The sequence below is a fragment of the Curtobacterium sp. C2H10 genome (genome assembly GCF_025407985.1).
In the GTDB taxonomy this organism is placed as follows: Bacteria; Actinomycetota; Actinomycetes; order Actinomycetales; family Microbacteriaceae; genus Curtobacterium.
Genome location: NZ_JABXGF010000065.1, coordinates 1 through 20,029 on the forward strand (window position 1 = coordinate 1; position 20,029 = coordinate 20,029).

Sequence of the window (20,029 nt, forward strand, 5' to 3'; positions counted from 1 at the left end):
GCGCATGCGTCGAGCCTGACCCGGACGGGCGCCGGCGGGTACCGGCGCCCGTCCGGGTCCGCGGCGCGTTCGGGTCGCCGCGGTCCCGCCGGTGCGGTGGTGGTTCGGGCCACCACCGCACCGGCACCCCTCGTCCCGCCGCCGGCCCCTCCCGGCCGGCCGACTCGATCCACCGCTTCCGACCGCTTCCGACCGCTTCCGACCGCGACGTGAGGACCACCGTGCACGACCACGACACCCACCCGCTCGACCGCCACGTCGGGCCCCCGCACGTCGAACGATTCGTCCTCACCCGGGCGCAGGAGACCATCGGCGTCGTCTGCACCTGTGCGATCGGGGCCGACCACGACAACACCATCCGTCCGGTCGGCGCGGATCGCGTCCACTGAACCCTGTGCACGCGGCGGATGCAGCGGGATACTGGGGTGGTGCGTGAACTCCAAGCCGCCATCGCAGCGGACCTCAACGTCCAGCCGACCATCGACCCGGAGCAGGAGATCGCCCGTCGCGTCGGGTTCCTCCGGGACTACCTGCTCACCACCGGTGCCAAGGGCTACCTGCTCGCGATCAGCGGCGGCCAGGACTCGACGCTCGCCGGACGCCTGACCCAGCTCGCCGTCGAGTCGCTCCGCGCCGAGGGGCACCCCGCCGAGTTCACCACCGTCCGCATGCCGTACCGCGTGCAGGCCGACGAGGACGACGCCCAGCTCGCGCTGCAGTTCATCGCGGCCGACCCGGGCATCACCGTCAACATCGAGCACGGTGTCGACGGGGTCGTGCAGGACACCGCGGCCTCGGGGGTGGAGCTGAGCGACTTCGTGAAGGGCAACGTCAAGGCCCGGATGCGGATGGTCGCGCAGTACGCCGTCGCCGGGCAGCGGGGGCTCCTCGTCGTCGGGACCGACCACGCGGCCGAGGCCGTGACCGGCTTCTTCACGAAGTACGGCGACGGCGGTGTCGACCTCACCCCGCTCACCGGGCTGTCGAAGAGCCAGGGCCGGCAGCTGCTCGAGCACCTCGGCGCCCCGGCCCGCCTGTACGAGAAGGCCCCCACCGCCGACCTGCTCGACGAGACGCCCGGCCAGACGGACGAGGCGAACCTCGGGCTGTCGTACGCCGAGATCGACGCGTACCTGCAGGGCCACGACGTGCCGATCGAGGTCGCCGAGGCGATCGAGTCGCGTTACCGGGCGACGGAGCACAAGCGCCAGGTCCCGGCGACGCCCTTCGACGACTGGTGGCGTGCGGGCGCGTAGGCGCTGACGCGACCCCGTCCAGGAGGCGCGGTGCGGGGCCGTCCCGCACCGCGCCTCCTGTCTGTCCGTGCGTTCTCCTACGATGGGAGCCAACGGAACAACAGATGCGGAATCCAGGCTGCGGCCTGTTCCACGAGGGGGAGTCATGGAAGTCCTGTTCGCGCTCGGAGCCGTCCCGCTGATCGTCGTGGGGGTCGTCGTCCTGGCGGTCATCGTGCTGATCTACGCGAAGCTCGTCTACCGCAACGCCGGCGCCGACGAAGCGCTCATCATCACCGGCAAGCGCTCCCGCAAGGTGAAGAACCCTGACGGCACCGAGACGGTCGAGTCCGGGATCAAGGTCGTCCTCGGCGCCGGTGTCCTGGTCCGGCCGTTCTTCGAGCGCGTCGCCAAGATCTCGCTGAGCTCGCGCGCGATCGACATCAACGTGAACGCGCAGGACTCCCGCGGCGTGACCATCGACGTCGAGGCCGTGGCGCTCGTCAAGGTGGGCGAGGCCGACGCGTCGATCCGGGCCGCCGCGCAGCGGTTCCTCGGCCAGGAGAAGAAGATCGACGACTTCGCGCGCGAGGTCCTGTCGGGTTCGCTCCGTGCGTCGATCGGTGCGACCGACGTGTCGACCATCATCCGCAACCGCGACCAGCTCACCGTCGCCGTGCTCGACGTCGCGAAGGACGCCCTGCACAGCCAGGGACTCGACGTCGACTCGTTCGAGATCAAGGGCATCTCGGACCGCAACGACTACATCAGCGACCTCGGACGTGCCGAGCGCGCGCGGGTCCGGCTCGAGGCCGAGAACGCCGAGGCCCAGGCCGACCGCGAAGCGCGTGAGGCCCGTGCCACGGCCGACCAGGCCATCGCCGAGGCGGAGAACACCCTCGCGATCCGTCGGGCCGCCCTGCAGCTCGACGCCGACCGTGCCTCCGCCGAAGCCGCCGCCGCTGGCCCGCTCGCCCAGGCCCGCGCGGCGCAGGGCGTCGTCGAGCAGGAGCAGCTGACCGCGCAGAAGCGTGCCGAACTCCGCCGTGCCGAGCTCGAGTCCGAGGTCTCCGCGGTGGCCGAGGCGCAGGCGCGCAAGACCCGCGTCGAGGCCGAGGCGGCCGCCGCTGCCCAGGTCGAGACCGCACGTGCCCAGGCCGAGGCCCGACGCATCTCGGCCGAGGCGATCGCCGCCGAGGCCCAGGCCGAGTCCGAGGCCCGCAAGCTCGCGGCCGACGCCTCCCGCGCCGAGGGTGAAGCCGCCGCCGACGCGATCCGCGCCAAGGGCCAGGCCGAGGCCGACGCCACGAAGGCGCAGGCGGACGCACTCGCCCAGCACTCCGAGGCCGTCCTCCGGGTGAAGGCGATCGAAACGTTGCCGAGCATCGCCCGCGAGCTCGCGGCGCCGATGGGCAACATCGACAAGCTGACCGTCGTGTCCTCCGACGGCGCCGGAGCGCTCTCGAAGAGCGTGGTCAGTCAGTTCAGCGAGGTCGACGCCCTGCTCGGGACGACGGCCGGCTTCACGCTGAGCGACATCGTCAAGAGCACCACGACGGGGCAGGCCGCAGCCCGCGCCGTCGTGCGTGAGCAGGAGTCCGCGGCGGCCGAGTAGCCGATCCGTCGTCCGGTGCGGGCGCGGCGGGGGTCAGTCCTCGTCGCGCCCGTCGTCGTCGCGGCGGTCGCGCTGCTGGCCGCCAGCGTCCTCGCGCTCACCGGAACCGTCGTGTCCGTCCCGGCGCTGGTCCGCCAGGCGCTGCTGCCAGACGACGCTGCGGGCGGCTCCCTCGAGGATGTCGTCGACGCTCCGGCCGGTCTGCGCGGCGAGGGCACCGCTGAGACCCGCGGTGAGCGTGCCCCCGGCCGACGCCAGTCGTTCGACCACCTGCTCCTGCCGTTCGGTCAACGGTTCGTCGATCATCTCGTCGATGGTGTCGCGGATGTTCTGCTCGCTCGCGTCCAGGGCCGCCTCGTCGCCCGAGTGCAGTGCTGCTGCCTCGCCGACGACGACGAGTCCGAGCCGCGCAGCATCGTCTTCCGGACGCTGGCCTTCGTGCTCGTCAGTCATGAGCGGGACGGTACGCTCGACCGGATCACGCTTCCTGGACAGCGGGGTACGTGGGCGCTCCCCCCGGCGGCAGTCCTCCCCACCGTCGCAGCAGCCACTCGGCGGCCGCCAGCCCCTCACGTCGTTGGAAGTCCCGGAGCGTCGGCATGTGCGGGATCGCCGGGCGTGACGCCTTCTCGAAGAACGTCCCGGCGAGCCCGGCGAGGACCGCGTCCACGCTCGACGCCGGCACCCCCGCGAACACCCGGTGGGTGGCGAGGTGGAGCTCGACGTCGGTGTCCTCGCCGCGCACCAGCACGTCGAGCAGGTAGGTGAGCGGGTCGAGCCAGTGCGCGCCGACGGCCGCCCACGGCCAGTCGATGACCCAGACGACACCGTCCGCGTCGACGAGCAGGTTGTCGGCGCGGCAGTCGACGTGCGCCAGGGAACCTCCGTCGACGGCCGCCGCGGCGTCGCGTGCCGCCCGCGCCATCGCAGGGGCAGCGGCGACCACGTGCGCCGGGACGACGTCGGGGAAGCCTGAAGCGGCCATCCGGTCCCAGGCGCCGAAGTCCTCGACGAGGTCGTCCGCGACGCGCGGGAGCTGTGCGAGCGTCCCGGTGGCGGTCGGCAGCGTGTCGAGTGCGTCGAGCACTGCGGTGACGTCGGACCCGTCGCCCGCCGTGCCGGGGTGGTGTCCGTCCACGTCCTCGATGACGAGGGCAATCCAGTCGTCGCCGTCGACGGTCTCGCGCACGGTGTCGATCAGCCGAGGCGCCTGCACGGCACCGGGCAGGTGGCCCATGACCTCGGCCTCGCGCTCGTGCATCCCGAAGCCGTCCGGGTTCCGCGACCGAGAGAGCGTCTTCACGAACGCTCGTCGACCGTCCCCGGTGACCACCCGGTCGGCGCCACCGGGGGAGTACCCACCCGCCTGTGACTCGGCCTGTGCCACCGCGCCCCCGAGCACCGTCTCGATGCGCTCCCGCAGGACTGCCGGCACATCGCTCCACGTCGTCCGCCCCATCCGGCCCACGGTACCTGAGGAGGCGTTCACAAACATGCACAATGGGAAAGATTGCGTTGGTAGCAAAGGTGCTCGTGGTGTAAAGTTGCAGCGTCTGCAAGGTTGACCCGCCGTCACCGGCCCGCCACGACGCCCTGGCGTCCCTCGCGACCACGACCACCACACGCACCCCTGAAGGACCCCCATGTCTACTGCCACCGCACCCGTCGAGGTGTCGCGCGGACGACCGAGCTCCCCGGCCGGCCAGCCGGGGAAGCCGATCATGTCGCACCGCCAGATCCTCCTCGTCATCTACGGCCTCATGGCCGGCATGTTCCTCTCGTCGCTCGACCAGACGATCGTCGGCACGGCCATCCGCACCATCGGCGACGACCTGCACGGTCTCGACCAGCAGGCCTGGGTCACCACGGCGTACCTGATCGCGTCGACGATCACCACGCCGATCTACGGCAAGCTCTCCGACGTCTTCGGCCGTCGTCCCCTCTACATCTTCGGCATCGCGGTCTTCATCATCGGCTCGCTGCTCTCGACCATGTCGATGTCGATGATCATGCTCGCCGCGTTCCGTGCCTTCCAGGGCATCGGTGCCGGTGCGCTGATGTCCCTGCCGCTCGCGATCATGGGTGACATCCTCGCTCCCCGCGAGCGCGCGAAGTACCAGGGGTACTTCCTGGCCGTCTTCGGCATCTCCTCGGTCATCGGTCCGCTCATCGGCGGGCTCTTCTCCGGCGCGTCGACCATCCTCGGCGTCACCGGCTGGCGCTGGGTCTTCCTGATCAACGTCCCGATCGGCATCGCGGCGCTCCTCATGGTCATCGCGTTCCTGCACCTGCCGAAGTTCGGCGACGCCAAGGCGAAGCCGCGCATCGACTGGTGGGGCGCGACCTCGGTCATCGTGACCCTCGTCCCGCTCCTGCTCGTGGCCGAACAGGGCCGCACCTGGGGCTGGGGCTCGGCCGCCGCGATCGCCTGCTACGTCATCGGTGCCCTCGGCCTGGTCGCCTTCCTCGTCATCGAGACGCTCATGAAGGACGACGCGATCATCCCGCTGAAGCTCTTCCGCTCGGGCGTCTTCTCGATGGCCACGATCCTCGGCTTCCTCGTGGGCTTCGCGATGTTCGGCGCCATGCTGACCATCCCGCTGTACCTGCAGATCGTCACGGGTCTCACCCCGACCGAGTCCGGCTTCGCGACCCTGCCGATGATCGGTGGGCTCATGATCGCCTCGATCGCCTCCGGCCAGATCGTCGCCCGCACCGGCAAGTACCGGATCTTCCCGGTGATCGGCACCGCGCTCGTCTCGCTCGGCTACGTCGTCCTGACGTTCATGACCATCGACAAGCCGCTCTGGTTCCTGATGATCGGCATGTTCCTCATCGGGCTCGGCCTCGGCCAGCTCATGCAGAGCATCACCCTCGCCTCGCAGAACTCCGTGCAGCCGCGTGACATGGGTGTGGCGACCAGCTCGGCGACGTTCTTCCGCCAGATCGGTGGAACGCTCGGCACCGCGGTGCTCCTGAGCGTCCTGTTCTCGATCATGCCGGCGAACATCCTGCACGCCACGGCCGACCAGAAGAACCTGACCGGCGCGCTCGACGCCGCGCTCAACCCGACGGTCGCCAGTGCCAAGGCGAACCAGGGCGTCATGGACCAGATCTGGAACCCGATCGTCACCCCGATCAAGCAGCAGGTCCAGTCCGGGCTCGACCAGGCCACCGCGCAGGTGACCCAGGCCACGGCCGGCGCTCCCGAGGCCGTGCAGCAGCAGGCGCTCACCGCCGCCGCCGACAAGGCCCACGCGTCCGTGCAGGACGGCAAGCTCGTCGTCGACTGGTCCGACTCGGCCCAGCGCACGTACTGGGTGGACGACCTCGCCCCGGCGCTGTCGAAGCAGATCGACAAGGGCACGAGCGACAAGGGCGCGTCGAGCAGCGAGACGAGCGACACGTCCTACCTGAACGGTGCGGACGCCGCGCTCACCAGGCCCTTCATGACCGGGTTCAACTCGTCGGCCGTCACGGTCTACTGGGTCGGCTTCGCGGTCATCCTGCTCGCCTTCGTCCTGAGCTGGTTCTTCAAGGCGCCGCCGCTCCGCAAGAGCTCGGCCCTGCAGGAGCAGGCGGACAACGAGGGCACGGCTGACGGCCTCGAGGTCCAGGCGGTCAAGGCCGCCGACACCATGGGCTCGCCGACCGCTCCCGTCACCGGTTCGATCCCCGTCCAGCGGGGCGCGTCGGACCGCTAGGCCGCACGGGGCCTCCCGCCACCGCGGGAGGCCCCGTCGTCCGTCCGAGGAGCCACCACGTGACCACCACCGAAGCCCCCGCCCCCGCCCCCGGCGACAGCGGCCTGCGGGAGCGCAAGAAGCAGCAGACCCGGGCCGCCATCCACCGGTCCGCGCTCGAGCTCGTCACCGATCGCGGGCTCGCCGGCGTCACGGTCGAGGAGATCTGCGCCGCCGCCGGCGTCTCGCCCCGCACGTTCTTCAACTACTTCCCGTCCAAGGGCAATGCCGCCCTCGGCCTCCCCGCGACCACCGTCCCGGACCCCGCCCGCGCGACCTTCCTCGCCGGTGCGGGCACGCTCGTGTCCGACCTCTGCGACCTCGTCGCGCAGACCGTGACCCTGCCCGAGGACCGCCGCCGGATGAAGTCGCTCGTGCAGGCGCGGCCCGAGATGGTCCCGACGATGCTGCAGTGGATGGCCGAGGCCCGGTCGGCGATCGTCGAGGTCGCCGCCGAACGCACCGACGCCGAGTCGGCGCGGACCGCCGTCACGCTCGTCATGGCCGCCGTCATCGAGGTCGCGCACCGGTTCTCGGTCGCGTCCCGCGACGAGCTGGCGGACCGGCTCCGCGGCGTGGTCGCGGAGATGGGGCGGCTCGCCGCCGTCTGAGCAGCGCGACCACGTCCAGGAGGGGGCCCCACCGGCCGGTGCCGGCGCGACACGCCAGCGGTGTGGCGGCCGTGTCCGGAGTGACGGTGCGGGTCCGACCCGCACCGCGCCTCCTGTCTGTCTGCCTGCCGTCGCGTGCTGTCATCCGATCACTCACCGCGCATCGTGGCTGAAACATCCAGAAATTGGACCTTGACAGCGGAGACATAGGATGTTTCGATGAGTCCGTTCGGCCGACGGAGACCGAACGGGTAGGAGACACGATGAGCCGCATCACCGGTCTGCGCGTCCGCGACGTCCGGTTCCCGACCTCCCGGGACCACGACGGATCCGACGCCATGAACCCGGCGCCCGACTACTCCGCCGCCTACGTCGAGATCGCGACCGACGCCCTGGACGGGCACGTCGGCACCGCCTTCGTCTTCACGATCGGCCGCGGCAACGAGGTGCAGGAAGCAGCGATCGCCGCCCTCCGCGAGCACGTCGTCGGCGCGGACGCCGAATCGGTCCTCTCGGACATGGGCGGGACGTGGCGCACGCTCGTCCACGACTCGCAGCTCCGGTGGCTCGGGCCCGAGAAGGGCGTGATGCACATGGCGATCGGCGCCGTGGTGAACGCCCTCTGGGACCTCCGGGCGAAGCGTGCCGGGCAGCCGCTCTGGGCGCTGCTCGCCGACCTCAGCCCGGACGAGCTCGTCGACCTGGTGGACTTCCGGTACCTCTCCGACGCCATCACCCCGGCCGACGCACGGGAGCTGTTCGAGGCCGCCGTACCGCTCCGTGCCGAGCGCCGACGCCGCCTCGAGCACGAGGGCTACCCGGCGTACACCACCACCCCCGGCTGGCTCGGCTACGACGACGAGAAGCTCGCCCGCCTCTGCCGCGAGGCCGTCGACGAGGGCTTCACCCAGATCAAGCTCAAGGTCGGCGGGGACATCGACGAGGACGTCCGACGGCTCGGGATCGCCCGCGCCACGGTCGGTCCGGACATCCGGATCGCGATCGACGCCAACCAGCGCTGGGACGTCGACGAGGCGGTCACGTGGATCGAGCGGCTCCGCCCGTTCGACATCGCGTGGGTCGAGGAGCCCACGAGCCCCGACGACGTCCTCGGACACGCCGAGATCGCCCGCCGCATCGCACCGATCCCGGTGGCGACGGGGGAGCACATGGCGAACCGTGTGATCGCGAAGCAGCTCATCCAGGCGGACGCGATGTCGGTGCTCCAGATCGACGCCACGCGGGTCGCCGGGGTGAACGAGAACCTCGCGATCCTGCTCCTCGCCGCCAAGTACGGCGTCCGCGTCTGCCCGCACGCCGGCGGGGTCGGTCTGTGCGAGGCGGTGCAGCACCTCTCGATGTTCGACGCCGTCGCGCTCACCGGAGACCTCGACACCCGCTGCATCGAGTTCGTCGACCACCTGCACGAGCACTTCGTGACACCGGTCGACGTGCACGACGGCCGTTACTGGCCGCCCACCGCTCCCGGCGCGGGCACCGAGATGCATGCCGCCACGCTCGAGGACCACGCGTTCCCCGACGGCCCGGTCTGGGCCGCCGTCGACGCGAGCGTCCCGGACGCCGTCCGCGTCGCCTGACGCACCCCGACCCCGTCCGCGTCGCCTGACGCACACCGACCCCGTCCGCGTCGCCTGACGCACCCCGATCGCGACGCCCGACGACCCTGACCCGCACCACGTTCCTCCCGAACCGACCCCCCCACCCTGATCACCACGACGAAGTGGAGACTCCGATGCACCGACGCCGAATCGTCGCGGGGCTGGCGGCAGCCGCCGCCACCGCGCTCGTCCTCGCTGGTTGTTCCTCCGGCAGCAGTGCCGGCGGCAGCCAGTCCAAGGACGCCATGACCTGGTCCATGTGGATCGCGGGGAAGGAGGACAAGGCCGCCTGGCAGAAGGTCGCCGACACCGTGAAGAGCGAGGACGGCATCACCCTGACGATCCAGGGCGCCCCGTTCGAGAACTACTTCACGAAGCTCAGCACGCAGCTCAGCGCCGGCAGCGCCCAGTGCATCGTGAGCATGCAGTCCCTCCGCGCGGCGAACTACACGTCATCGCTCCTGTCGCTCGACGACCTCGCGAAGAAAGACGGCCTCGACCTGTCGGCGTACGACAGCACGGCGCTCGACGGCATGAAGGTCGACGGCAAGCTCTACGGTCTGCCGTACGACACCGGGCCCATCCTGATGTTCTACAACAAGGACCTCTTCAAGCAGGCCGGCGTGGCCGACCCCGAGCCCGGGTGGACCACCGACGACTTCGAGCAGGCCGGCGAGGCGCTCAAGGCGAAGGGCATCACCGAATTCGGCTCGACCGTGGGCGACCTCAACATCGAGTCGATGATCTACGGCTACAACGGCGGCCGGGTGATCACGAAGGCCGGCAAGATCGACGCCACCGACACGAAGTTCGCGGACGGCCTGGACTGGCTCGCGAGCCTGGTGAAGAAGGGCTACGCGACCCAGGCGTCGTCGGACACCTCGACGCCCGGCAACGACTTCGCCGCCGGCAAGGTCGCGATGTACACGGACGGTCCGTGGTCGCTGATCAGCCAGAAGGCCAAGGTGAAGTTCGACCTCGGCGTCACGACGCTGCCGGCCGGGACCTCGGGCCCGTCGACCTTCGCCGCCGGTTCCGGCTTCGGTGTCTCGAAGCAGTGCAAGTACCCGGAGCAGGCGTTCAAGGCCGTCCAGACGATGACCAGCGAGAAGGTCCTGACGTCCCTCGCCGAGCAGGGGCGTGCCTTCCCGGCCCGCACCGCGGCGCAGGACGCGTGGTACTCCAGCGCCGGCATCGACGGGGCCGAGACCGCGCTCAAGGCGGCCCTCGCCAAGTCCTCGCCGCTGCCGGGCAACAAGCAGAGCGACCAGCTGGGCCAGCTCTTCACGCAGTACGCGCTCCAGGCGGTCAACGGACAGACGTCCGGCAAGGACACGATGTCCTCGATCGCCGGTCAGCTCGGCACGCAGTGACCGACGCGACCGACTGACGGACGGGAGGCGCGGGTCGACCCCGCCCCGCGCCTCCAGTCCGCCACCCCGACAGCAAGCACCCGCGAACGACGAGGAGGTCGTCGCATGACCACCATCCAGGATCCACCGGCGGTCCCCGCCGTCGCGACCGCGGTCGCGACGGGCACCGCGACGCCCCGGCCCAAGGGCGGTGACGCCGACGGCGTCGTCGGTCGGCGCTCGTGGTGGGGCGCCGCCTTCGCCGCGCCGCACTCCATCGGGCTGGTCGTCTTCACGGCGTTCCCGATCATCGCCTCCCTCGTCGTCAGCTTCATGAACTGGCCGATGCTCGGCGAGCGCAGCTTCGCCGGCATCGAGAACTACGCCAGGCTCTTCGCCGACCCGGTGTTCCGGACGGTGACGCTCAACACGGCCCTGTTCGTGGTGCTGTACGTGCCGCTCAACCTCGTCGTGTCGCTCGGGCTCGCCGCCTGGCTGACACCGCGGATCGCCGGTCGACACGTCTTCCGCGTGCTGTTCTTCATCCCGACCATCACGCCGATCGTCGCGAACGTCGTTGTCTGGCGGATGCTCTACCAGCCGGGCGGCGCGATCGACGCCTCCCTGCAGTCGACGGTCGGCGTGCACGCGCCGAACTTCCTCGCCGACGAGCACTGGGCGATGCTGGCCATCGTCGCGATGAGCGTCTGGCAGGGCTTCGGGTACAACATGCTCATCTTCTCGGCGGCCCTCGACGCCGTGCCCGAGAACCAGATCGAGGCGTCGCAGCTCGACGGCGCGAACGCGTGGCAGACGTTCTGGGCGATCAAGTTCCCACTCATCTCGCCGTCGGTGTTCTTCGCCACGATGATGACGCTGATCACCTCGTTCCAGGTGTTCGTGCAGCCGTTCGTCCTCACCAAGGGCGGACCGGGCACGGCGACGGAGACCCTCGTGCAGTACATCTACAACACGGGCTTCCAGAACCAGCAGCTCGGGCTGGCCTCCGCCGGTGCCTGGGTGCTGTTCGTCATCATCCTCGGGATCACGGCCGTCCAGTTCCTCGGGCAGAAGCGGTGGGTGCACTATGAGTGAGCTGACCAAGCCCCGCACGAGCGGGTTCACGACGTCGAACCGCACGGTCAACCCGCGGTCCGTGCCCCGGACCGCCTCGGCTCCCCGGCCCGGACGGCTCCGGCACGCGATCGGCTACGCGCTCCTCTGCCTCGTCGCGCTGCTCTTCGTCTCGCCGCTCATCTACATGGTGGCGACGAGCCTCAAGCCGGCGGACCAGGTGTTCACCACGCCGCCGACGCTCTGGGGACGCTCGCTCGAGTGGGACAACTACGTCCAGGCGTTAACCTACCTGCCGTTCGCCCGCTTCATCCTGAACGGAATCTTCGTGGCGGCCGCCGGCACCGTGATCAACGTCGTCGTGGCCGTGCTCTCCGGGTACGCGTTCTCGCGGCTGCGCTGGCGGGGACGGAACACCGTGTTCCTGCTCTTCCTCGTGACGCTGATGATCCCGCAGGACGTCCTCGTCATCCCGATGTACGTGATGATGCAGGGCTTCGGGTGGGTGGACACCTTCCAGGCCCTCATCGTCCCGTGGGCGTTCACGGCGCTCGGCGCGTTCCTCATCCGGCAGTTCTTCCTCACCGTGCCGCAGGAGCTCGACGACGCAGCACGCGTCGACGGCGCCGGCGCCATCCGGACCTTCGTCTCGGTGATGCTGCCGCTCGCCCGGCCGACGATGGCCGTGCTCGCGGTCTTCTCGTTCATCTCCTACTGGAACTCGTTCCTCTGGCCGCTCGTCGTGGTCAACGACGTCGAAGCCCACGGCACGATCCCGCTCGGCCTGCAGCAGTTCTTCGGGCAGCAGGGGTCCGAGTGGAACCTCGTGATGGCGGCCTCGGTGATCTCGATGCTCCCCACCGTGATCCTCCTCGTCCTGCTGCAGAAGCACCTCGTCAAGGGCATCGTCACCAGCGGCCTCGGCGGCCGGTGACGTGCTGTACTCGTGAAAGGAACACTGGCCACATGACCATCACCGCACCTGCAGAGCCGCAGACCGCGACCGATCCCTCCGGCCTGCCCGCGTGGTTCACCCACGACCGGTTCGGCATGTTCATCCACTGGGGGCTCTACGCCCTGCCGGCACGGCACGAGTGGGTGAAGAACCGCGAGCGGATCACCGACGCCGACTACCAGAAGTACTTCGACCACTTCGACCCGGACCTGTTCGACGCCGCCGACTGGGCGCGACGAGCACGTGAGGCGGGCATGAAGTACGTCGTCCTCACCACGAAGCACCACGAGGGCTTCGCACTCTGGGACAGCGCACTGACCGACTACAAGTCCACGAACACCCCGTTCGGCCGCGACATCGTGCGCGAGTTCGTCGACGCCGTCCGCGCCGAGGGACTGCGGGTCGGGTTCTACCACTCGCTCATCGACTGGCACCACCCGGACTTCACGATCGACGGCGTGCACCCGAGGCGGGACGACGGCGACGAGGCGATCGCCGCGTTGAACGAGGGCCGGGACATGGCGCGCTACCGGGACTACCTGCACGGGCAGGTGACGGAGCTGTTGTCCGACTACGGGCGGATCGACTACCTGTTCTACGACTTCTCGTACCGCGACAACGACCACGAGGACATCTGGGGCGGCAAGGGCCGCGACGACTGGGGCTCCGAGGAGCTGTTGGCGCTGACCAAGCGGCTCCAGCCCGGCATCATCGTCAACGACCGGCTCGACCTGCCCGGCGACATCGTCACGCCGGAGCAGTACCAGCCGGACAAGCCGATGGAGGTCGACGGCGTCCAGGTGCCGTGGGAGGCCTGCCAGACCCTCAACGGCTCGTGGGGGTACGACCGCGACAACCTGAACGTCAAGAGCACCGACCTGCTCGTGCGCATGCTCGTCGACGGGGTCTCGAACAACGGGAACATGCTCCTCAACGTCGGGCCGACCGGTCGTGGCGAGTTCGACGGGGTCGCCCGGACGGCGCTCGCCGGGATCGGCACGTGGATGCACCAGCACGCGCGGTCGGTGTACGGCGCCGGGCCGTCGATGTTCCGGGCGCCGGCGGGCACCGTCTACACGCAGAACGGGAACCGGCTGTACCTGCACCTCTTCACGTGGCCGTTCGAGCACGTGCACCTCGCCGACCTCGCCGGCCGGGTCGAGTACGCCCAACTCCTGAACGACGCGTCGGAGATCCACTACCGCGAGATCGCGCCCGGCACCCGGGCGCAGAACACCGGCCTCGGTGGACAGCCCGCGGGGACGCTGACGCTCACCCTGCCGATCGTCCGGCCGGACGTGGCGGTGCCCGTGGTCGAGCTCTTCCTGCGCGACTGATGCAGCGCATCCTGACGAGGACCCGGCTGCGGGCGGGGAGCGAGGCGGCGTACGAACGCGTGCACACCTCGGTCCCGCCCGCGCTGGCGGCACGGCTCCGCGCGGCCGGGGTGCAGGACTGGACGATCTGGCGGGACGGGCAGGACCTCGTGCACCTCGTCGAGGTCGACGACTACCGGGCGATGCGGAAGGCGCTCGCCGACGACCCCGTGAACGCCGAGTGGCAGGCGGTCGTGAACCCGTTGCTCGAGGCGGACGACGACTACTCCGGCGGCGACGACGGCATCCCCCGGGTGTGGTCGCTCGCGGACCAGGTGGACGCGTGACGGCCCCGGACCTCGACCGCGGACCGTTCTGGTTCGGTGGTGCGGGGATCGGCAACCTGCTGCGCGAGGTGTCCGACGACGAGGCGCGGGCCACGGTCGACACCGCGTGGGAGGCCGGGGTCCGCGGCTTCGACACCGCGCCGCACTACGGACTCGGGCTGTCCGAGCGACGGCTCGGAGCGGCACTCGCCGAGCGGCCGCGGTCCGACTACCTGGTGTCGACGAAGGTCGGACGCCTGCTCGTGCCCGGGCGGGGCGACGGGGACGACCTGGACTCCGGCGGGTTCGCGGTGCCGGACGACCTGGTCCGGCAGTGGGATCCCTCGCCGTCGGGCGTGCGGCGGTCACTCGACGAGTCCCTCGGTCGCCTCGGGCTCGACCACGTGGACATCGCCTACCTGCACGACCCGGACGTGTACTCGCTGCGGGACGGGCTGAGCCAGGCGCTGCCGACGCTCGTCGAGCTCCGGGACGAGGGAGTGGTGCGTGCGGTGGGCGTCGGGTCGAATTCCGTCGAGGCCCTCGAGGCAGCGGTCTCCACCGGCATGTGCGACGTGGTCATGCTCGCCGGGCGGTACACGCTGCTCGAGCAGCCCGCGGCGGCGCTGGTCGCACGGTGCGCGGACCTCGGGGTCGCCGTGGTCGCGGTCGGCGTCTACAACTCGGGGCTGCTCGGCCGGGACCGGCCGGACGCCTCGGCGACGTACGACTACGCGGTGGCGCCGGCCTCGCTCGTCGAACGGGCGAACGCGATCGCCGACGTGTGCGAACGGCACGGCGTCACGCTGCCGGAGGCCGCGCTCGCGTTCCCGCGCCGGGCGGCTGCCGTCCGGGCGATCGCCCTCGGTGCGCAGTCGGCGGAGCAGGTGCGCTCGAACGTCGCTCGGGCGGCCGCGACGGTGCCCGAGGCGCTCTGGGACGACCTGCGCACGGCGGGCCTGCTCGCCGCCTGACGCGGGCGGCGCGGCGCGGCGCGGCCGGGCGCCCCGGCGCGGATAGCGTGCGCACAACGAAAGTCACCCCGAACCACGCGGATGCGCGGTTCGGGGTGACTTCGGTTGTGCGCCGGGTCGTGCCCGGCCACGTCCGACTAGCGGGTGCGGGCGCTCCGGCCAGCGAACCGCGTGTAGATGAACAGCACGATGACGGCGCCGATGATCGAGCCGATGATGCCGGCGGGCTGGAAGAAGCCGTCCATCGGGTCGTGCTGGAAGATCAGGAACCCGAGGAACCCGCCCACGAACGACCCGATGATGCCGAGCAGGATGGTCATGGGGATCGAGATGTGCTGCTTGCCGGGGACGATGAGCCGCGCGAGGGCGCCGGCGATGAGTCCGATGATGATCAAGCTGATGATGAGACCGATCACGGTTTCCTCCTCGTGGGTGCGGTTGCCGCGGCATGGTTGCCGGAGTCAGGGCCGACAACCGACCCAACTCGCACCTGCCTGGGAGGACTGCCGGGTTCAGTCGAGCGAGCGCCGCAGCCAGCGCTCCACACCCTCGACGTGCGCCACGACGAGCGCCTGCACGAGCTGGGGGTCGCGGCGACGGATGGCGTCCACGATCGCCGCGTGCTCGTCGAGCGTGCGCTGCACGGAGCCGTTCTGCGTCAGGCCGCGCCAGACCCGCACCCGGACGGTCTTGCTCGACAGGGCGTCGAGCAGGCCGGACAGGTACTGGTTGCCGCCGATGCCCGCGATCGTCGAGTGGAACTGCAGGTCGTGGGCGACGAGGTCCTCGACGCCGGTGTCCTCGCCGACGGACTGCATGAGCGCGTGCAGGTCGTCGATCTGCTGCTCCGAGGCGCGGGCGGTCGCGAGGACGGCGGACGCGGGCTCGAGGATCCGTCGGACCTCGAGCAGGTCCACGAGCGACCGGTCGTGGTGCATGTCGACGACGAACGACACCGCCTCGAGCAGGACGGTCGGCTCGAGCGACGTCACGTAGGTGCCGTCGCCGCGCCGGACGTCGAGCACGCGGATGAGTTCGAGGGCCTTCACCGCTTCGCGGAGGCTGTTCCGCGACAGCCCGAGGGACTCGCTGAGCTCCTTCTCGGGCGGGAGGCGCTGCCCGGGTTGGAGCTCGCCGCTCACGATCATCTGCTGGATGCGTGCGATCGCATCGTCCGTCAGCGACGCCACGTCACCACCTCCTGCTCGGCCACTCGCCCACGCGAGCCGACACGACGACGATAGTCGCGCCTCCAGGGCCCATCAGGCGGGCCGGAGCCGGAGCGCCTGCATCCCGCCGTCGACCGCGAGGTCGACACCCGTCGTCGACCGGGCGAGCGGGCTGGTGAGGTAGGCGACGGCCTCGGCCACCTCCTCGGGGGCGACGAGGCGTCCGTGCGGTTGGCGTGCCTCCAGGGCCGCCCGTTCCGCTGCCGGGTCGTCGGCGCGCTCGAGCAGCCGCGCGACCCAGGGGGTGTCCGCGGTGCCGGGGTTGACGGCGTTGACGCGGATGCCCTCCCGCAGGTGGTCGGCAGCCATGGCGCGGGTGAGGGCGGCGATCGCGCCCTTCGTCGCGGAGTACAGCGCGCGCTGGGGCAGCCCGGCGGTGGCGGCGATCGAGCAGGTGTTCACGATGCTGGCGGCGTCGGAGTCGCGGAGGTGCGGCAGGCACGCGCGCGAGAGCCGGACCGCGCCGAGCACGTTCACCTCGTACACGCGGCGCCACTCGTCGTCGGGGTTGTCCTCGACGGTGCCCTGTGCGCCGATGCCGGCGTTGTTGACCAGGACGTCGAGGCCGCCGAGCTGCTCGACGGCGTCGGCGACCGCTGACCGGACGGACGTGTCGTCACCGACGTCGCAGCGGAACGACAGGGCGTCGTCCGCGGGCTGCAGGTCGAGCACGGCGACGGTCGCACCTCGGTCACGGAGCGCGGCGACGATCGCGGCGCCGATCCCCGAGGCGCCGCCGGTGACGACGGCGCGCAGGCCCTCGTGGGTCCCGGCGGTCATGCTGCGCCCATCGTCTGGCGCTGCGAGCCGAGGCCCTCGGCGGTGAGTTCGACGACGTCGCCGGCCTGCAGGTACGGCGCACCGCTGCCGAGGGCCACCCCCGCGGGTGTGCCGGTGCTGATCACGTCACCTGGGTACAGGACCATGAACTGCGACAGGTACCGGACGATCTCGGCCGGCCGGAAGATCATGTCCCGGGTGCTCCCGTCCTGCCGGAGCTCGCCGTTCACCCGGAGCTGCAGCGACAGGGCGTTCGGGTCGAGACCGTCCGCCTCGAGCGCGGACGGCGTGACGAGCCACGGGCCGAGCGGGTTGAACGTCTCGCAGGACTTCCCCTTGTCCCACTGCCCGCCGCGTTCGAGCTGGAACGCGCGCTCCGAGACGTCGTTGGCGATGGCGTAGCCGGCGATGTGCGTCGCGGCCTCGTCCGCGGACGCGCAGTAGCGCGCGGTGGTGCCGATCACGATCGCGAGCTCGATCTCCCAGTCGGTCTTGGTGCTGCCGCGGGGGACGAGGACCTCGTCGTCGGGGCCGATCACCGTCATCGGGTCCTTCATGAACACGATCGGCTCGGTGGGGATGTCGGCGCCGGTCTCGGCGGCGTGGTCGCGGTAGTTCAGGCCGATGCAGACGACCTTGCCGGGGCGGGCGACGGGCGACCCACGCCGGAGACCGTCGGCCCGGTCGACCACGGGCAGGTCGCCGGCGGCGCGGGCGTGCCGGACGAGGGCGTCGGGGCCGGGGTCGGACGCCAGGAAGCCACCGCTGATGTCACCGGTGAGGCTCCGGAGGTCGAGCACCTCGCCGTCGTCGTCGATCGCGACCGGGATCTCGTCGCCCGCCGGGCCAAGTCGTGCGAACCGCATCGTTCCTCGCTCTCCTGCTGCGCCGGTGCAGCGGAAACATCCTATGTCTGAGTCGAGGCTCCGGCAAGGTAGATCCGCTCGGCCGTCCCGCGGAGCACAGCGTCGCGCTCGGTCGGCGACAGGTCGGCGAGGGCATCGCTCGTCGTGTGCAGGACCTCGGCGTAGTCGGCCGCGAGCGTCGACACCGGCCAGTCGGAGCCGAACAGCGAGCGCTCCGGGCCGAAGTGCTCGACGACCGCGCGGGCGTACCGGGCGACGGGCCGCTCCCGCCAGTCGGCACCCGCCTCGGTGAGCAGCCCGGAGACCTTGCACGCCACGTTGGGCCTGACGGCGAGGTCCCGCATCCGGTCCGGCCACGAGGGGTCCCCGGTGTCGATCGACGGCTTGCCGGCGTGGTCGAGGACGAACGACGCCTCGGGCACGTTATCGACGAGGGCGAGGGCAGCGTCGTGCTCCCGGGCCCGCACGAGCAGGTCGAACACGAGGCCGGCACGCGCGACGGCACGGACGCCGCGCACGACCTCCGGCCGGGCGAGCCACCCGGGGTCGGGCTCGTCCTGTGCCTGGTGGCGGATGCCGACGAGCCGCTCGCCGCCCGGACCGGTCGACGCCGACGCCACGCGCTCGGCCACGTCGGGCGCGGTCAGGTCCACCCAGCCGACGACGCCCGCGACCGGCGCGGGCTGCGCGAGGAGCCAGGCAGTCTCGCCCGCGTCGTGCACCGCCTGCACCGCGATCGTCCGCGTGACGGAGGTCCCGGTGGTCGCCGCGCGCAGGTCGTCCACGTCGAACCGTCGCCGGATCGGGGCGACCGAGTCGTCCATCCAGGGGTAGGGACGGTCTGCCGGATCCCAGAGGTGGTGGTGAGCGTCGATGATCACGCCGCCATCATGCCCGATTCATCCGATGTCCGGGCGGGGGAAACGGCGCGAGCACGCCCGAGCGCGCCCGAGCGCGCCCGGGCGTCAGACGACGCCGGCGGCCTCGAGCTCCGAGCGCAGTTCGGCGTCCGACGGCTCGACGAAGTGCTTCCCGTTCGGCAGCACGACGACGGGGATGTTCTTCCGCCCGCTGATCTCCTCGGCGCGGTCGGCCGCGGTCAGGTCCGCCTCCACGTCGACGTACTCGTAGTCCACCCCGAGGGTGTCGAGCAGCGCCTTGGAACGGCGGCAGTCGCGGCACCAGTCCGCGCCGAACATCGTGACCTTGTCGAAGGATGCATCGCTCATGCCCAGAGAGTACGTCCGACGGGCCCCGCGCATTCCCGTGACCCCCGGCGCGGCCGCGGAGCACCATGGCTCCATGAGCCTGTCCACGGACGTCCGCGCCGCTCACCCGCACCACCGTCACGGCTGGTGGTGGAAGACCCTCCTCGTCGGGTTCCTGCTCTGGGTGGTCACGATCGTCGTCACGATCACGACGCTGAACACGAACCTCGTCCCGACGATCATCCTGCTCGGCAGCTTCCTCGTGCCCTTCACGGTGGTGCTGTTCGTCATCGAGCGGGTGACCGGAACGGTGAGCACGATGCAGCTCATCGTCGCGTTCTTCGTCGGCGGGATCCTCGGCGTCCTCGGGGCGTCCCTGCTCGAGGCGAACCTCCAGCAGGACGCCCTCGTGTACATCGTCGTCGGGTTCGTCGAGGAGTTCGTCAAGGGCGTCCTGCTGCTGTTCGTCGGGTGGCGGGTCCGCCCGAAGACGGCTCGGCAGGGAGCACTCCTCGGGGCGACGGTCGGTGCCGGCTTCGCCGCGTTCGAGTCGGCGGGGTACGCGTTCAACGCGGCGATCACCGCGCGGGGCATCGACCTGGTGTCCCTGCTGCAGACCGAGGTCGTCCGTGCGGTGCTGTCCCCGGTCGGGCACGTGCTGTGGACGTCGATCCTCGGGGCCGTCCTGTTCGGGGCCGCCCGAGGTCGCGACCGGTTCCGGTGGTCGTGGGCCCCGGTCGTCGCCTACGTCGGTGTCTCCCTGCTGCACGGGTTGTGGGACTCGAACTCGACGATCTCGACCCTGCTGGCGTTCGTCGTGACGGGGACGCCGTTCTCGGCGGCGCGGAACGGGGTCGTCCCGGCGTCGATCGCGGGTGTCGCGACGACTCTGTACGTGATCGGGCTCGCGATCGTGTCGGCCGTCGGGGTCGTGGTCCTCGTCACGGTGCTGCGCCGGCACCGACGGCTCGACCGGGACGCGAACGCGCTCGCCGCCTGGCCGGCACCCTGGTCGTCGTCGTCGTCGTCGTCGCCGTCGCCGTCGCCGTCCGGCGGGGGATGGGACGGCACGCCCCCGCCGCACGTCCCGCGCTGACGAGGCCCCCGGCCACCCGCCGGACGCGGG

General features: G+C 70.9%; 21 protein-coding genes. 13 read left to right on the forward strand and 8 right to left on the reverse strand.

What is annotated here, in order from left to right:
- Nucleotides 1-209 precede the first annotated feature (209 nt).
- The 3 genes from HWD93_RS16595 (at nucleotide 210) to HWD93_RS16605 (ending at nucleotide 2,850) form a co-directional block, all read left to right on the forward strand.
- The gene (locus HWD93_RS16595; RefSeq protein ID WP_070417835.1) at nucleotides 210-389 is read left to right on the forward strand and encodes a hypothetical protein; all 180 of its coding nucleotides are present in this window, start codon (nucleotides 210-212) and stop codon (nucleotides 387-389) included.
- A 39-nt stretch (nucleotides 390-428) separates the two neighbouring features.
- A complete protein-coding gene (gene nadE / locus HWD93_RS16600) occupies nucleotides 429-1,256 on the forward strand; it encodes an ammonia-dependent NAD(+) synthetase (protein WP_139199207.1) in 828 nt (275 codons plus the stop codon).
- Nucleotides 1,257-1,401: 145 nt separating this feature from the next.
- The gene (locus tag HWD93_RS16605; RefSeq protein ID WP_070417837.1) at nucleotides 1,402-2,850 is read left to right on the forward strand and encodes a flotillin family protein; all 1,449 of its coding nucleotides are present in this window, start codon (nucleotides 1,402-1,404) and stop codon (nucleotides 2,848-2,850) included.
- A 33-nt stretch (nucleotides 2,851-2,883) separates the two neighbouring features.
- Here the strand turns inward: HWD93_RS16605 and HWD93_RS16610 are convergent, their stop codons facing one another.
- Nucleotides 2,884-3,303, reverse strand: a complete 420-nt coding sequence (locus tag HWD93_RS16610; RefSeq protein ID WP_092385095.1) for a hypothetical protein — start codon at nucleotides 3,301-3,303, stop codon at nucleotides 2,884-2,886.
- A 25-nt stretch (nucleotides 3,304-3,328) separates the two neighbouring features.
- Nucleotides 3,329-4,309, reverse strand: coding sequence for an aminoglycoside phosphotransferase family protein (locus HWD93_RS16615; protein ID WP_261647414.1), 981 nt, complete (start codon nucleotides 4,307-4,309; stop codon nucleotides 3,329-3,331).
- Between the two features lie 184 nt (nucleotides 4,310-4,493).
- Between HWD93_RS16615 and HWD93_RS16620 the strand changes: the two genes are divergently transcribed.
- From HWD93_RS16620 to HWD93_RS16660, 9 genes are all read left to right on the forward strand, one after another.
- On the forward strand, nucleotides 4,494-6,554 hold the full coding sequence (locus tag HWD93_RS16620) for an MDR family MFS transporter (RefSeq protein ID WP_261647415.1): 2,061 nt from the start codon (nucleotides 4,494-4,496) through the stop codon (nucleotides 6,552-6,554).
- Nucleotides 6,555-6,613: 59 nt separating this feature from the next.
- Complete coding sequence (locus HWD93_RS16625) at nucleotides 6,614-7,204, forward strand: TetR/AcrR family transcriptional regulator (RefSeq protein ID WP_261647416.1); 591 nt, start codon at nucleotides 6,614-6,616, stop codon at nucleotides 7,202-7,204.
- A 263-nt stretch (nucleotides 7,205-7,467) separates the two neighbouring features.
- Nucleotides 7,468-8,802, forward strand: coding sequence for an enolase C-terminal domain-like protein (locus HWD93_RS16630; RefSeq protein ID WP_261647417.1), 1,335 nt, complete (start codon nucleotides 7,468-7,470; stop codon nucleotides 8,800-8,802).
- Nucleotides 8,803-8,957: 155 nt separating this feature from the next.
- Complete coding sequence (locus HWD93_RS16635; RefSeq protein ID WP_261647418.1) at nucleotides 8,958-10,196, forward strand: sugar ABC transporter substrate-binding protein; 1,239 nt, start codon at nucleotides 8,958-8,960, stop codon at nucleotides 10,194-10,196.
- A 105-nt stretch (nucleotides 10,197-10,301) separates the two neighbouring features.
- Complete coding sequence (locus HWD93_RS16640; RefSeq protein WP_070417844.1) at nucleotides 10,302-11,270, forward strand: carbohydrate ABC transporter permease; 969 nt, start codon at nucleotides 10,302-10,304, stop codon at nucleotides 11,268-11,270.
- Nucleotides 11,263-12,183 carry a carbohydrate ABC transporter permease gene (locus HWD93_RS16645; RefSeq protein WP_261647419.1) on the forward strand — a complete coding sequence of 307 codons (921 nt, stop codon included), beginning with the start codon at nucleotides 11,263-11,265 and terminating at the stop codon, nucleotides 12,181-12,183. The genes HWD93_RS16640 and HWD93_RS16645 overlap by 8 nt, the downstream gene beginning before the upstream one ends.
- Before the next feature lie 32 nt (nucleotides 12,184-12,215).
- Nucleotides 12,216-13,541: an alpha-L-fucosidase gene (locus HWD93_RS16650; protein WP_261647420.1), complete on the forward strand. Its 1,326-nt coding sequence runs from the start codon at nucleotides 12,216-12,218 to the stop codon at nucleotides 13,539-13,541.
- Complete coding sequence (locus tag HWD93_RS16655) at nucleotides 13,541-13,867, forward strand: L-rhamnose mutarotase (protein ID WP_092385069.1); 327 nt, start codon at nucleotides 13,541-13,543, stop codon at nucleotides 13,865-13,867. Before HWD93_RS16650 ends, HWD93_RS16655 begins: the two co-directional genes overlap by 1 nt.
- A complete protein-coding gene (locus HWD93_RS16660; protein ID WP_261647421.1) occupies nucleotides 13,864-14,820 on the forward strand; it encodes an aldo/keto reductase in 957 nt (318 codons plus the stop codon). Before HWD93_RS16655 ends, HWD93_RS16660 begins: the two co-directional genes overlap by 4 nt.
- 137 nt (nucleotides 14,821-14,957) lie before the next feature.
- Here the strand turns inward: HWD93_RS16660 and HWD93_RS16665 are convergent, their stop codons facing one another.
- From HWD93_RS16665 to HWD93_RS16690, 6 genes are all read right to left on the reverse strand, one after another.
- Nucleotides 14,958-15,236 carry a GlsB/YeaQ/YmgE family stress response membrane protein gene (locus HWD93_RS16665; RefSeq protein ID WP_071295836.1) on the reverse strand — a complete coding sequence of 93 codons (279 nt, stop codon included), beginning with the start codon at nucleotides 15,234-15,236 and terminating at the stop codon, nucleotides 14,958-14,960.
- Nucleotides 15,237-15,332: 96 nt separating this feature from the next.
- Nucleotides 15,333-15,968, reverse strand: a complete 636-nt coding sequence (locus HWD93_RS16670; RefSeq protein WP_070419373.1) for a FadR/GntR family transcriptional regulator — start codon at nucleotides 15,966-15,968, stop codon at nucleotides 15,333-15,335.
- Between the two features lie 114 nt (nucleotides 15,969-16,082).
- A complete protein-coding gene (locus HWD93_RS16675) occupies nucleotides 16,083-16,829 on the reverse strand; it encodes an SDR family NAD(P)-dependent oxidoreductase (RefSeq protein WP_261647422.1) in 747 nt (248 codons plus the stop codon).
- Nucleotides 16,826-17,695, reverse strand: coding sequence for a fumarylacetoacetate hydrolase family protein (locus tag HWD93_RS16680; protein WP_261647423.1), 870 nt, complete (start codon nucleotides 17,693-17,695; stop codon nucleotides 16,826-16,828). Before HWD93_RS16680 ends, HWD93_RS16675 begins: the two co-directional genes overlap by 4 nt.
- Nucleotides 17,696-17,736: 41 nt before the next feature.
- A complete protein-coding gene (locus HWD93_RS16685) occupies nucleotides 17,737-18,576 on the reverse strand; it encodes an amidohydrolase (protein WP_261647424.1) in 840 nt (279 codons plus the stop codon).
- 84 nt (nucleotides 18,577-18,660) lie between these two features.
- Nucleotides 18,661-18,924, reverse strand: coding sequence for a glutaredoxin family protein (locus HWD93_RS16690; protein ID WP_071295832.1), 264 nt, complete (start codon nucleotides 18,922-18,924; stop codon nucleotides 18,661-18,663).
- 73 nt (nucleotides 18,925-18,997) lie between these two features.
- On the opposite strand from HWD93_RS16690, the gene HWD93_RS16695 reads away from it, so the two are divergent.
- A complete protein-coding gene (locus HWD93_RS16695) occupies nucleotides 18,998-19,999 on the forward strand; it encodes a PrsW family intramembrane metalloprotease (protein ID WP_261647425.1) in 1,002 nt (333 codons plus the stop codon).
- The last annotated feature ends 30 nt before the right edge of the window (nucleotides 20,000-20,029 follow it).

Bases quoted from the DNA above. Each gene is read 5' to 3' on its own strand.
- HWD93_RS16605 (WP_070417837.1), top strand. From the start codon at position 1,402: ATGGAAGTCCTGTTCGCGCTCGGAGCCGTCCCGCTGATCGTCGTGGGG.
- HWD93_RS16640 (WP_070417844.1), top strand. From the start codon at position 10,302: ATGACCACCATCCAGGATCCACCGGCGGTCCCCGCCGTCGCGACCGCG.
- HWD93_RS16655 (WP_092385069.1), top strand. From the start codon at position 13,541: ATGCAGCGCATCCTGACGAGGACCCGGCTGCGGGCGGGGAGCGAGGCG.
- HWD93_RS16680 (WP_261647423.1), bottom strand. From the start codon at position 17,695: ATGCGGTTCGCACGACTTGGCCCGGCGGGCGACGAGATCCCGGTCGCG.
- HWD93_RS16695 (WP_261647425.1), top strand. From the start codon at position 18,998: ATGAGCCTGTCCACGGACGTCCGCGCCGCTCACCCGCACCACCGTCAC.
- HWD93_RS16610 (WP_092385095.1), bottom strand. From the start codon at position 3,303: ATGACTGACGAGCACGAAGGCCAGCGTCCGGAAGACGATGCTGCGCGG.
- HWD93_RS16675 (WP_261647422.1), bottom strand. From the start codon at position 16,829: ATGACCGCCGGGACCCACGAGGGCCTGCGCGCCGTCGTCACCGGCGGC.
- HWD93_RS16635 (WP_261647418.1), top strand. From the start codon at position 8,958: ATGCACCGACGCCGAATCGTCGCGGGGCTGGCGGCAGCCGCCGCCACC.
- HWD93_RS16645 (WP_261647419.1), top strand. From the start codon at position 11,263: ATGAGTGAGCTGACCAAGCCCCGCACGAGCGGGTTCACGACGTCGAAC.
- HWD93_RS16615 (WP_261647414.1), bottom strand. From the start codon at position 4,309: ATGGGGCGGACGACGTGGAGCGATGTGCCGGCAGTCCTGCGGGAGCGC.
- HWD93_RS16630 (WP_261647417.1), top strand. From the start codon at position 7,468: ATGAGCCGCATCACCGGTCTGCGCGTCCGCGACGTCCGGTTCCCGACC.
- HWD93_RS16620 (WP_261647415.1), top strand. From the start codon at position 4,494: ATGTCTACTGCCACCGCACCCGTCGAGGTGTCGCGCGGACGACCGAGC.
- HWD93_RS16690 (WP_071295832.1), bottom strand. From the start codon at position 18,924: ATGAGCGATGCATCCTTCGACAAGGTCACGATGTTCGGCGCGGACTGG.
- HWD93_RS16650 (WP_261647420.1), top strand. From the start codon at position 12,216: ATGACCATCACCGCACCTGCAGAGCCGCAGACCGCGACCGATCCCTCC.
- HWD93_RS16670 (WP_070419373.1), bottom strand. From the start codon at position 15,968: ATGATCGTGAGCGGCGAGCTCCAACCCGGGCAGCGCCTCCCGCCCGAG.